The organism is Coriobacteriia bacterium, assembly GCA_003149935.1.
In the GTDB taxonomy this organism is placed as follows: Bacteria; Actinomycetota; Coriobacteriia; order Coriobacteriales; family QAMH01; genus QAMH01.
Genome location: QAMH01000006.1, coordinates 624,317 through 637,550, shown reverse-complemented (window position 1 = coordinate 637,550; position 13,234 = coordinate 624,317). Strand labels below are relative to the sequence as shown.

General features: G+C 56.1%; 8 protein-coding genes and 1 pseudogene. 7 read left to right on the top strand and 2 right to left on the bottom strand.

What is annotated here, in order from left to right:
- Window positions 1–34: 34 nt before the first annotated feature.
- From DBY20_05620 to DBY20_05600, 5 genes are all read left to right on the top strand, one after another.
- Window positions 35–2,005 carry a hypothetical protein gene (locus DBY20_05620; GenBank protein PWL79342.1) on the top strand — a complete coding sequence of 657 codons (1,971 nt, stop codon included), beginning with the start codon at window positions 35–37 and terminating at the stop codon, window positions 2,003–2,005.
- Between the two features lie 9 nt (window positions 2,006–2,014).
- A complete protein-coding gene (locus DBY20_05615) occupies window positions 2,015–3,631 on the top strand; it encodes a hypothetical protein (protein ID PWL79341.1) in 1,617 nt (538 codons plus the stop codon).
- A 73-nt stretch (window positions 3,632–3,704) separates the two neighbouring features.
- On the top strand, window positions 3,705–4,388 hold the full coding sequence (locus DBY20_05610; GenBank protein PWL79340.1) for a glycosyl transferase family 2: 684 nt from the start codon (window positions 3,705–3,707) through the stop codon (window positions 4,386–4,388).
- A 9-nt stretch (window positions 4,389–4,397) separates the two neighbouring features.
- Complete coding sequence (locus DBY20_05605) at window positions 4,398–4,769, top strand: DUF2304 domain-containing protein (GenBank protein PWL79339.1); 372 nt, start codon at window positions 4,398–4,400, stop codon at window positions 4,767–4,769.
- On the top strand, window positions 4,732–5,922 hold the full coding sequence (locus tag DBY20_05600) for a glycosyltransferase family 1 protein (protein PWL79338.1): 1,191 nt from the start codon (window positions 4,732–4,734) through the stop codon (window positions 5,920–5,922). Before DBY20_05605 ends, DBY20_05600 begins: the two co-directional genes overlap by 38 nt.
- A 224-nt stretch (window positions 5,923–6,146) precedes the next feature.
- Here DBY20_05600 and DBY20_05595 read toward each other — a convergent pair whose 3' ends face one another.
- A complete protein-coding gene (locus DBY20_05595; GenBank protein ID PWL79337.1) occupies window positions 6,147–7,013 on the bottom strand; it encodes a hypothetical protein in 867 nt (288 codons plus the stop codon).
- 62 nt (window positions 7,014–7,075) lie between these two features.
- Here DBY20_05595 and DBY20_05590 point away from each other — a divergent pair, with 62 nt between their 5' ends.
- Entirely contained in the window at window positions 7,076–9,514 is a 2,439-nt protein-coding gene (locus tag DBY20_05590; protein ID PWL79336.1) for a glycosyltransferase family 2 protein, read from the top strand.
- Here the strand turns inward: DBY20_05590 and DBY20_05585 are convergent.
- Entirely contained in the window at window positions 9,511–11,421 is a 1,911-nt protein-coding gene (locus DBY20_05585; GenBank protein ID PWL79335.1) for a galactofuranosyltransferase, read from the bottom strand. The genes DBY20_05590 and DBY20_05585 overlap by 4 nt on opposite strands.
- A gap of 364 nt (window positions 11,422–11,785) precedes the next feature.
- Between DBY20_05585 and DBY20_05580 the strand changes: the two are divergent.
- A pseudogene (locus tag DBY20_05580) lies at window positions 11,786–12,190 on the top strand (hypothetical protein).
- The last annotated feature ends 1,044 nt before the right edge of the window (window positions 12,191–13,234 follow it).

Sequence of the window (13,234 nt, the reverse complement as noted above, 5' to 3'; positions counted from 1 at the left end):
CTTTTTGCTCTTCTCAGGGTTGGGCATGAGCCGATTGCGCTCGTTGCTCGTTGCCCCGCTCGCAAGCGTTGCGGGCTACTGCGTTCTTGGCATCGTCTTGCCCAAATTCGGCATCTTCTGCTCGTGGGCAAGCGTTGCGCTTCCCGTGCTCGTAATCTGTGCCGTTCCTTTCGTCGTTCGCATTGCACGCAAGCGTGGGGAAGGCGATTCTGACGACCATGTGAGCGTCCTTGACTGGAAGACGTTCGGCCTCTATGTCGTTGCCGGTCTCGTCATCGGCGTGTACATATACGTCACGCCTCTGGGTTCGCCCGATGCCTTCTCGCAGGAATACGACAACGCCTTTCATATGGAGACGATTCGGGCCTTTGCCGATTCGGGCGTATGGTCCGTTCTGGATGTCTCCAAATATATGACGCCGGAAGACCAGGCTATCGCACCGCTGCCGGGCGCTGGCTTTTATCCGGCGCTCTGGCATCTCATGTGCGCGCTCATCGTGAATGTGCTTGCCTGCCCCGTTGCCGTCGCCCTCAATGCCGTGAACTACGTGGTTGCGGGTGTGCTGTTCCCGGCAGGCGTCATGCTCTTGCTTGCGACTATCTTGCAAGATCGTGGCGCCGTGCGCCTCGGGGCAATCTGCGCGCTAGCCTTTATCGGGTTTCCCTGGCTCATCCTCTACTGGGGTCCCCTATACGCAAATGCGTTTGGCTTTGCCCTTATCCCCATGGTTGCCGCGCTGTTCGTGCGCATCGTCGATTCGCTCGTGAAGCATGCGCTTAAGGCCGTCGATATCTTCGCCTTTCTTCTGGGCACGCTCGTGCTCGTCGTCGCGCAGACGAGCTCCATATTCTTCTGCATTATCTTTCTTGCTCCGTATTGCGTGTATCGTCTATGGTCGCATGATGGTCCCGTGCATCTTGGCAAGCGCGCGCTTCCCAACAAAACCTGTGCCGTTGTCTTTGCCGTCTTCGTGCTCGTCGTATGGACGGGGCTCGTGTTTGCGCCCTTCATGCACTCGCTCGTCTTCAATGGGGAGTGGGTCCCGACGAATACGGTTGACCAGGGAATCTGGAACATCATCACGATGGCGTTCGGGTGGTTTGCGCCGCAGTATCCGCTCGCGATCCTTGTGATTGTTGGCATCATCTACACGTTGCGTCATCGCGAGTATCTATGGATTACCGTTGCCTATCTTATCTTCTGCGTGATCTATGTCATATGTGTTTCGAACGGTGGTTTCGCACGGCACTTCTTCGCCGGATTTTGGTATGCGGATTCGTATCGCATTGTCGCCTGCCTCGCCTTGGTGGGCATACCTTTGGCAACGCTCGGCCTCTCCTGGATCGTGCGTTGGGTGTATGACCACATTCCGGCGGGTACGGGAGCCAAGCGGTTTTGCATAGGCGTTCTTTTGGCGTTGCTTTGCATCGTGCTCTATCTTCCGACGTTCTCCATTGGAGATATCAAAGTCGAGACTGCTCTCGGCAAGATTCAGGAAGAGTACTACGGTGCCAACCATAACGAGATTCCCAGTCATCACATCAAGCTTGACGAAGAGGAGGAAGCCTTCCTCGACGAGGTCGCGCGCATTGTCCCCGAGGGAGAGCTCATCCTCAACATGCCCGATGATGGCTCGATCTTTGCCTATGCGACGGACGGGCTGCGCACGTATTATCGCGATTATCGTTTCTATGATGGTGGGCGCGATTCAAGGTCCGGCTCACGTCCGGTTGAATCGCGTGAGAGCAAGATTATTCGCAAATATGGTGCGTGGGCATCGACGAATACGAGAGTGCGCGACGCTTTCGAAAAGGTTGGAGCACATTACGTGCTTCTCCTCGACCAGGGCAAAACCTTTAGGAACCAGCCCAAGCCGCCATCTTATGACGGAACCCTCTGGACGGGATTGACGGCTATAATGGACGATACACCCGGCTTCAGGCCGGTCCTGAGCGAAGGCGACATGCGCCTGTACGAGATAACAGCTTTAGATGGAATGGAATAGGAACGCTGGATGGGCATGCGAGGTGCGCACGAGATAAAGCGATTTGTGACCGAAAAAGGCTTTGGAAAGTTCGATGCCCTTGCGCTCGTCCTTCTCGTTGCTTTTCTTGTTCAGGGCGGCACTTTTTACCTCTACGTGCATTCCGCGCGGATTATCGTCTGCACGCTCTTGGCCGTTCTTGTCGTCATTGGCCTTTGGGCATGGCGTCGGGTGCTTCCCCAGACAGTTGATGCAGTATGTCGCAAGGTCTTTCCCGTTGTGCTCATTATCTGCGGCGTGGCGTTCTCGCTCTTTTTTCCGCCCGGCTCCGTGCCCGATGGTATCTACCACTTCAGGACGACCTATGCGTACTCGAATATTCTGGCCTTCCAAGATGCAGACCTCATGCGTGCGAGCGATGCGGAGCTGATCCACGATGAGAAGGTGGTAAACAAGCTCATCACAGCGGAGCATTGGAGGGTCACGAATGACGAACTCGAGGTCTTCAGCTCGGATAACTCGCCTGTTCATGAATACTGGCTCACCCATAGCAAGCTCTATGATGATGACCCCGTTGGCGTTGTAACGAACTTGCCGCTTCCCCAACTCAAGATTCCAGCAGCACTTGGCATCATGTTCGCGAAGCTCATTGGGCTCGGTGCGGTGCCCATGTTCTTCCTCGGGCGCCTGTTCAACATGCTCTATGCGGCGATACTCATCATCCTTGCCGTGAGGCTCACACCCATTGGCAAGAATATGTTCATGGCAGCATCGCTTATGCCCATGACCTTGCATATTCTCGGATCGTATTCATATGATGGGCCCATTATTGGCATGGCGTTTCTCCTTACGGCCTTGCTACTCAGAGCGATGCGGGGAGGGGAGGAGAAGGTCTCGAAGGGCCTGTGCATAGGAACCGTTGCGGTGGCAACGATCCTGGCTCCCTGCAAGGTCGTGTACATGACCATCAATTTCCTCGTGCTCTTTGTGCCTGCACGTCGCTTTAACTCGCGGGCATCGTGTGTCATGTTTAAGCTCTGCGTGCTTGGCCTCCCGATTCTTTTCATGATCGCATCGCGTTTTGCGGCGCTGCTTCCCTATCTGTCAGGTGGAAGTACGGGGGGCAAGTCTCCCGAGTACGAGGGCGCGGAATGCTATACGCTCGGCGGCTTGCTGAGCGATCCAAGGGCGACTTACTTGCTCTTTGCCAACACCTTGCTCGTCAATACGAGTAATTACCTGCCCGAGCTCGTGGGCGGCGTGCCCGGATGGCTCGAGGGGCGCGTCGCGCTTCCCATGTGGGCATCGTATTTCCTCGTCTTCCTCCTGTTTGCTTCGAGCGTCCGCGCCGAAGACGATGACGAATGCCTGCCGGTTTCGCAGCGTATCGTCTGTGTGCTTCTGTTTGTCATCACTTTGCTGGCTACCATGCTCGCGCTGGCGATTGACTGGACCTTAAACACCGATACGGTTATTCAAGGCGTGCAGGGTCGTTATCTCATTCCCGTCATCATCTTGCTGCTGCTTGCGTTGCGTTCAAAATGCATCCAAGTTAAGGCGCGTCTAGCCATGCCACTCGTGATGACGCTTTCAGGAATCAGTTTCATGTATTTGGCCTATATTGCTTTTAGAGCGCTGACAGGGTAATTTGCTACTTAGTGTTTTGACGCTTGCGCTCCGTGGCGTTACCCGGGTGTTCTAAGACGAGAAATGGGTTCACGTGCATTCAAAGGTCTTGCTCATAATTCCCGCTTACAACGAGGAAGATAACATTGCACGTGTTGTCGGCACGCTCGAGTCCGACTATCCCCAGTATGACTATGTCGTTGTGAATGACGGATCGAAGGACGGTACGGCAAACATCTGTCGTGAGCATGATTTTCGCTTTCTTGACCTTCCCATCAACCTTGGTCTTGCCGGTGCTTTTCAGGCTGGCCTCAAGTATGCGGATAAACATGGCTATGACTGCGCGATTCAGTTTGACGCCGACGGTCAGCACCGCCCCGAGTACGTTGCTCCCATGGTCGCCGCTTTGGCCGACAACGACATCGTGATTGGTTCGCGCTTCGTGGATGCTCCCAAGCCCAAGAGCATGCGCATGTTCGGCAATAACCTTATCGAGGCGATGATTAAACTCACGACGGGCATGAAAATCAGTGACCCGACTTCGGGCATGCGCGCCTATAACCGTCGCATGATAAGAGAGCTGGCCTATGGGCCTAACCTCGGACCCGAGCCCGACACCCTTGCCTATCTCATCAGGAAGAAAGGCGCTCGCGTTGCCGAGGTCCAAGTCTCCATGGACGAGCGCATTGCGGGGGAGAGCTACCTGAATTTCAGGACGTCCACGTCCTATATGGCGCGTATGGCGTTGTCCGTTCTTCTCATACAGTTCTTCAGATAAGGTGATGTGATGTTCTCGATTGCCCTGCGAATCATACTGATCGTCGCCGCCATTGGCCTCATGGCCTTTTTGCTGCATAGCATCAAGAAGTCCAAGATGAGTATCGAGGATGCCATGTTCTGGGTGGCGTTTTCCCTGCTCATTGTCCTGATGAGCATATTTCCCCAGATTCCCTCGCTTCTGTCAGACGCCATTGGCTTTCAATCACCGGTCAACTTCGTCTTCCTCTTCTTCATTTTCATATTGATTCTCCGCGACTTTTTCTCGAACCGGCGCATATCCCAACTCGAGAATCGCGTGAAGGAACTCACCCAGCAGATAGCCATCGACAGGCTAGACCATTATGAGCGAAGGCATCTGGGTGAGCATGACGATGACTGATGGGGAGACCGTGTCATCTCCAGCTCATGCATATGCGATCTTCTCGGCGCAGTATGCGCCACACGCGGGTGGTGTCGAGTCGTTTACCCAGCGCCTTGCCCACGAGCTTGCTATGCAAGGAAACCGCGTCTTCGTCGTGACCTCGCAGCTCTCTGCGAATACGTCTGCGTACGAGGTGCAAGATGATGGCGTTGAAGTGCATCGTCTGCCATGCAGGCCGCTTTTGGATGGCCGCTTGCCCATCTCGCGCAAGAACGCCGATTATCAGCACATGCTTGACGAGCTTGCCACTCGTGGTATCGATCGCGTGCTCGTCAATACGCGTTTCTACCAGCATTCCCTTGAGGGGGCGCGTTTCGCAAAGCGCATTGGCGTTCCTGCCATCGTGCTTGACCACGGCTCCGCGCATCTGACCTTTGGTGGCGGTATTGTCGATTGGTTTGTCGAACGCTATGAGCATGCTGTAACCAGGCGCATGCGGCACCTCGGGCCTGCCTTCGCGGGTATTTCGCAGGCAAGTAGGAGGTGGCTAACGCACTTTGGCATAGAGACCACGGCCGTTATTCCCAACGCCATCGATGTCGAGCAATTCAAAGATGCTGCATCAGAACGGGACTTTCGTGACGAGCTGCATGCGCATGACAAGACGCTCGTCGCCTTTGTCGGGCGTCTCGAACCCGAGAAAGGGGCACTTCCGTTTGCGCAGGCGGCAACGTTGCTTGGCGATGGGTTCGTATGTGCATTGGCGGGCGATGGTAGCCAACGCGAGCAGATTGCATGCCAAGGTTTTGACAACGTTGCCTTGCTTGGCAAGCTTGACCAGCCCGATCTCTCCGCTCTCCTGCGAGATGCGGATGTTTTCTGCCTGCCCACGCGTTCGGAGGGATTCTGCACCTCGCTTCTGGAAGCAGCTGCCCAGGGTTGCATCCCCGTCATGCCGCATGTGGGGGGCACAGATGAGGTGATGGGTTTTGACCCGGTGCGCTACGGTGTCATGCTCGAGAGCCGTGAGCCCGCAGACGTTGCACAGGCTATTCGCGAGGCGACGGCGCAACGTGCTTCAGGAGAAGGCCTGAGCGCTTTTGTTGCTGCCGAATGTTGTTGGGACAAGACCGTCGATGCACTCGAGATGGCCTTCGACCAGATTAGCTAAGAACATCGGATGACAATGTTTTGTCATTCCGAGCGAAGAGGCGGTCGCATTTCTGTTGTCATTTCGAGCGAAGCGAAGCGGAGTCGAGAAATCTCGTCACGAGATCTCTCCATTCCGCGGCCTCGCGGCCGCTCCAGTCGAGATGACAGGCGGCAGCCTGCGACCGCTCCAGTCGAGATGACAGGCGGCAGCCTGCGGCCGCTCCATGGACGTGCAGTGTTTCGTTATGCCTTCATAAGGTCGATGCCGTCGCCTAAGTCGAGGATGACAGGTGCGTGCGTGTAACGCTCCTCCTCGGGAGGTAACTGCATGTAGTCACCATAAAGTGTCTTGAGAAAGGCGTCACTATCATGGGGTGCACGCAGCGTGAGCCCGTCGAAGTCGATGTCCGTCGCGGGAAAGAGCACCTCGGTGTCAAATGATCCCCAGTTGGGATATGCGGCATCTGTCCAGCGCTGCGCGGGATTGTCCGTGTCGAAGGCGTGGTCGAATGTATCCTGCAAATCCTCTTGCTTCCAGCTGCGCGCGACGGTGGCGTGCACGAACTTGCAACCGAGCTCGACGATTGGCTTTAGCGGAGTAGACGGCGGCAGCTTGGGCCGCGAGAAGTGCCTGAGATATGACTTGAGCTGGGCAACGCGAGCCTTCTCGCATTGCTTCTGCGCAATCTTTGGGTCTGCATCGAGCTGGCAATAGGGAAAGATGTCCACGAAGACGCCCTGTTCGCACCCCGCCTCGCGGGAATTGTCATCGATGAAACGCGTGCCGTCCTTGAAGACCTTGGCCCAAAGTCCGGAAAATCCGCGCGTGTTCGTGGACGTGTGGAGCGAATAGCCGGCGGGTAGGAGTTCCGGCGCGATGGCGCAGAAACGGTCGTAATCGGCCTTGGGCATCCCGAGATCGACATCATCGTCCCAGGGAATGAAGCCTCCATGGCGCACGGCGCCCAAGCAGGTGCCGCCATCGATGAAGTACTCGATGTCGTTTTCCCGGCAGATCTTGTCGATGACGGCGACGATGTCGCGCTCAATGGCTTGCAATCGTTGAAGCGAGTCCTGCGGATAGGGCGAAGTGCTCACGGTGGCTCCCAACTCGGCGCATACAGGGCGTGTGTATTATACTTCTCGCAATTACACAGACGGGGGTTATTCACATGAAGCTAGGAACGATAACGCGCGGCGATAGGAAGATCTACATACTTCTGACTGCGGATTGCCCGCAAGGAGGGTCGATTGTTGCCGAGTCGCATTGCCAGGGGGATGACGCCGTTCCCGCCCTCGTCGCTGCCAAGGATGCCGCGCGTGGTGAGTACGTGCTCATCCTGCCTTTGCTCTACGTCGAGCAGACCGTCACCGTACGCGTGCTCGATGCGCAAGGTGCGGTCCTTGACGAGGAGTCTCAGAAGGTGCGACACCTCTCGAGCGCGTTGACCGCGAAGTACAATACCCTGAGCAAGGCGCCTGGCGTCAATGACATTCGCAATTTCGACCGCTATGCGCGCAGCGATATCTCTCATATCGAGCCTGATCGCATTTGCTATTTTGGCTACGAGCCGCAAAACAGCGAGCTCGTGCATATCGTCATCACGACTCACTGCGACGATGCGAGCACCTACGAGACGCCATTCGAGGTCATCGTTTTTGACCGCCAGGGCAAGCGCGTGCCTATCAGAAATCGCGCCGTCCTGAGCGACAAGCTCGACCATCCCGTGCCCCACTCCGATTTCACGCGTCGCACCATTCACACCTCGTTTCTCAAGGACCATGGCAACGACTGGTTCTTCATCTGGGTGCGCTTTGAAAATGACGCCCTGCCCCCTGCGTTCATCTGCATGGACAAGTGGCGCACGGAGTACATTCGCGATCGTTTTCAAAAGAAGTTCAATGATTCGGGTCAGGGCCCTTTCTACGAGGATTGGTTCTACCACACTCAAAAGAAGTCACCGATGGAGCTCGATGGGCAGCGCAGGGCGCACTTCGAAATCGAGCCGCTGTTCTCAATCATCGTGCCGCTCTACAAGACGCCGCTCGACTTCTTCGCGGAGATGTCACAATCCGTACTCGAGCAGACCTATGGCAAGTTCGAGCTCATTCTTGTCAACTCGACACCCGAGGATAAGGAGCTTGCCGCAGCTGTGGCCGCGTGCGCGGCAAACGATGATCGTGTACGGGTGGTGACGCTCGACAAGAACTACGGCATCGCGGGCAATACCAACGAGGGTATCGCCATCGCACAAGGCGACTTCCTCTGCTTCTTCGATCATGACGACATCCTCGAGCCGAGCATACTCTTCGAGTACGTTGATGCCATCAATCGTTATCCGGAGACGGATTTGCTCTATTGCGATGAGGACAAGATCAGGGACGGCAAGCTCTTCGATGGCTTCCTCAAGACGGATTTCAGCTGGGAGCTGCTCGCTACCTGCAATTACGTGTGCCATCTGCTCACGGTACGCAAGTCCATCGTGGATGTCATCGAGCTTTCGGGCGATGAGGTCACGGGTGCGCAGGACTGGGATATGACCCTGAAGGTTGCGGAGAAGGCGCGCAACATCTTCCACGTGCGCAAGGTGCTCTATCATTGGCGCTCCCATGAGCATTCGGCTGCCAGCAACGCCAACGCCAAGCCCTACACGCACAAGGCCGGCGAGATTGCGGTCAGGAATCACTACGAGCGTATCGGCATCCCCGTCGACGTGATCGATGGCTTCTGCGGCAACATGCATCGCATCGTGTATCACCTGCCCGAGAAGAAGCCGCTTGTCTCCATCATCATCCCCAATAAAGATCAGTCCTTCATGCTCGAGCGCTGCCTCGACTCCATCTGGGAGAAGACGACCTACGAGAACTTCGAGATTATCATCGTCGAGAACAATAGCGTCGAGGACGAGACATTCGCGTTGTACGAGCGTCTGCAGGCCGAGCATGACAACCTGCGTGTCGTGCGCTTCGAGGGTTCGTTCAATTACTCTGCCATCTGCAATTTGGGCGTGACGCATGCCGTGGGCGACCACTATCTCTTCCTCAATAACGACATGGAGGTCATCACTCCCGATTGGATTGAGTTACTGCTCGGGCCTTTGCAGCGCGAAGAGGTCGCCGTCGTAGGCGCACGTTTGCTGTATCCGGACAGGACGATCCAGCATGACGGTGTGGTGATTCCGCGCTCCGACCCCAAGCACGTGGCGTGCATGGCACCGGCGAGCCTCGTGTACTACTTTGGGATGATTCACAATGCCCGCGATGTGCTCGCGGTTACGGGCGCATGCCTTATGGTGAGCCGGAAGGACTTCGAGTCGGTCGAGGGCTTTGACGAGCGCTATGCCGTCGCCTACAACGATGTGGACTTCTGTCTGCGTCTCGTCGAGAAGGGCCGTCACGTCATCATCGACCCCAACATCGAGCTCTACCACTACGAGTCAGTGTCGCGTGGGTTCGATGAGACGGTCGAGAGCAAGATGCGAAACGCCGAGGAGCTCGCGATGTTCCAGAAGCGCTGGCCGCGCTTCATTGCCGAAGGCGATCCGTATTATGGAACCAACATCGCGCATGCGAACGCGTACTACGCGCTCAACTGGGACGTGCGCGCCTAGCCGATACCGAGGTACTGCTTCCAAAACGGCAGTGACGTCATGATGGGACGGGCCGCCTCGTACTCCTTGCGCAGGCGGTCCTTGTTCGCGCGGAACTCGACCATGTCACGGTGGAAACGGTCCCAGAGCTGATTGAAGCGCTCCTTGTCCATCTTGCGGATGATGCCCTTCTTGCTCGGCGCATCGATGGCGATGATGTACTCCTTCTTTCGCAGCTCATCGACGGGGTACAGCCAGCCGGCGGCGCTGATGACGGCAACCGATCCCTTGTCGTAGTAATCGCCCCTGACCATGCGATGGCCGTTGACGGTCATGTTGTCCCGTATGCGCTCGACGAACGAACGATGGTCGTCTCTCTCGTAGTTCTCGTGGTCGAATTGCGTTGCGGGGATGGTATCGAGGTCAACGCCCAGTGCCAGGGCGTCTTCCTTGATATCGTCAAGTGGAAGCAGCTTCTCCGCTTTCTTGAGGTGGTCAAGGTAGCTTCTCTCGGCTGCCCCCTTTTCCATGATGAAAGACGGACCCTTCAGAAAGTCCTCGAAGGCATCGAGTACGAGCGCTGCGTTGTCGTAGTTGTACTTCTTGAGTTCGAGCTCGAAGCCGATCTTCAAATCACCTATGAAGTCGGACATGGGGGCCATGCCGCTCGTGAACTGGCCGATGAGTACGTTGCGAGGCATTTGATAGCGCTCCACGGCGGCGCTGTAGCGTTGCTTGAACGGTGCGTGCCATACGCAGATACCGTTCATGGTCATGATCTTGGCATGCGCACGCAGACTGTACTCGACATCGTCGGTACGCACGAAGATGGGCAGCGGCAGTCCTTCGCGATCGATCACGGATACGGGTATGACGCAGTACCACCAGGCAGCATAGGACTGTGACATGCGGTCCGTGTCATATCCCGCTTCTTCGGGATTGCGGTGGATGAACGCCTCGTTTGCGACGCAGTCGTGCAGCACATCGACGTAGGCAAGGTTCTTGGCGGGGAAGTACTTGCCGTTGCACGCCACGAACCCGACATCCTCGTAGCGCAGGTTCGGCTGGTCCATGCTCATCATGGCACCGCTCAAAAACGCCTCCGAGTATTCGCCATTTACGATGGAGAGCAAGTTGAAGGTGCGTATGATGCTTTCGGGTGAGATGCTCACGTCATCGTCCATGAGCAGCACGTGGGTGGCACGCGGGGCCTGTTCCATGGCCTCAATCATGCCTCGGGCAAAACCACCCGCTCCACCCGCATTGGGGTTGGGATGTAGGAAGATGCGTTCGGATTCGATGTCCTTGGCGTCAAGGGTACGACCGTTGTCGACGACGTGCATGGAGAAGTGCTCCGAGATGGGCTCGTTAGTCTCGATGATGCGTGTTCTGACAAGCTCGACATTGGGGAGGATATAGTTCTCGTTTTTGAAGGTCGTCGTGCACAGGGCAAGCTCGACGGGGTGGATGTTCTCGTCATTGACCTCGGTGTAATAGTAGCTGTTGCGGATCTGCACGGCTCCCTGTGTCTCCAGCAGGAAGCCCACGAGCACGTCATCGTTGAGCTCGAGGGGGACATCGAGCGTGACCCACTCTTCGCTTGCCGCGATATCGCGTACCGTGTCTCCGAGACGTTCGACATGCCAGGTGTACGTGTCGGCGCGCGTTTGCGCGAACGTGCAAGCGGCTCCCTTAAGCTCGAGATGCAAGAAGAACTCGCGGGCACAGGTGTAGCGCATCCATTTGCTTGTGGGCAGCGCGTTGAAGAAGGTGGTGAAGTCGAAGGTGCCGGGCCCTTGCAGGACCCATTCGCCCTTGGCGGGATCATCACATGTTACGGGGGCGTTAGAGGAGCAATACATGGCAGGAGCTCGGAAGAACTGCCAGCTGTTTTCCAGTAGAACGTTCGAAAGCTTATGTCGCTGCATACCGTTTCCTTCCACGTATTGCCGCGGTTTCTTCCGGCTATTCTATCCGAGCATCTCGGCTAGAAACGCAAAAAAAGCAAAAGGATACATACGAACGTAAAAAGGTGGATTGGCGACCGTGTCGTCTCCGTTGCGGGATTGCTGCCTGCATGTAATGGGTTTTACGAATGGGAGCTTAGTAAAATGCAGGCAGGTCATATTACGCAGGAAGAACGCCAAAGGAGGTCAAATGATTAGTTTGGTAAGCAAAGGGCATGCGAAAAGATGTGCGCTCATCGCGATTCTTGCGCTCGCGTGCGCGGCGCTCGTCATGATGGTGCAGCCTCCGGCAAAAGCTGCTCATGCCGATGAGTCCGCGGTGAAGATGAATCGTCTCTACAATCCCAACAGCGGCGAGCATTTCTACACCGCCAGCCCGGTTGAGAAGGTCAGCCTTATGGATGCCGGCTGGAACTACGAGGGCATTGGCTGGACTGCGCCGGCAGATGGCAATGCGGTTTACCGCCTGTATTCGGGCACCGATCATCACTACACCATGAGTGAGTTCGAGCGCGACCATCTCATTTCCGTCGGCTGGAGCTATGAGGGCATCGGTTGGTATTCGGATGCAGACGAGTCCGTTGCCCTGTACCGTCAATTCAATCCCAATGTGCAGCCGTCTGCCCCAACCAACAACTCGGGAAGCCATAACTACACGTTGAGCAAAGTCGAAAACGATAGCCTCGTTTCGGCGGGGTGGAACGAAGAGGGTATCGGCTGGTATGGCATCAATGACACGAGCGAGCAGGACCTGTTCCTCGGCTCATTCTTCATCGACATGCCTGGTCAGGGCGCGGGTTTCGAGACCGCGCTGTGCTACACCCGTGACGGCATCAATTTCACCAAGGCTAGCACCCCGTTTGCGAGCAATGCAGATCCGCTTCACGATCCAAGCATCATGTTCAAGGACGGAACGTTCTACATGCTCTCCAACTGGAACAGGAACAACGGGCGCTTCTATCCCATGATTTCCTATTCCGAGAACCTTGTCGACTGGTCGCAGCCTGAAGGTCTGGGTCTCATTAACGGCGGAAGCTACGATGGCATCTCGCTGCCGTCCATGCCATTCGGTATCTCCGACTTTGATGTCGTTGCACCCGAGTGGTTCGTGGATGATAACGGAGACACCTATATCGTATTCTCGGCTGGTTTCTACGGCGAGTACCATGGCCAGCCCGAAAACGACAGAATGAAGGTCTACGCCGTCAAGGTCGATATCTCCAACGATGGCCTTGCCTTGTCCACGAGTGGTTCTGGCAAGCACTTCCCGCAGGGCCTCAGGCTCGATGCCTCCACCGCGTTCGAGATTCAGGGACTCGAGGCATCGGACAATTACATCGACTCCTCCATTTACAAGGACGGCGATACCTATTACCTGATAACCAAGAAGGACGGCGTCAACAATCAGATTTACGCGAACTCGAGCATGTCACCTGATGGGTGGCACCTGGTCAACACCAACATTGCCACGGGCAATGAGGGCCCCACGATGGTCAATGTCGATGGCGTATACATGCTCTACACCGATATGATCGCCACCTATCATGGGCAAACCGGCATTCAGGTGAGTGCATCTCTGGGCGAGAGCCAGCACTTCTCCGCACCGCAGTCAATTAGCTGCGTCGACAGCTCTGGAAACAAGGTGACGTTGCGTCATGGCACCGTCATCAAGTTGGAAGGCGAGGCGAAGGCCCTGGGCGAAACCTTTATAAGGCTATAGGGTTTCCGCAAAGTCTCTTTTGACTAACGAACGCCATCACATCCGATGTGATGG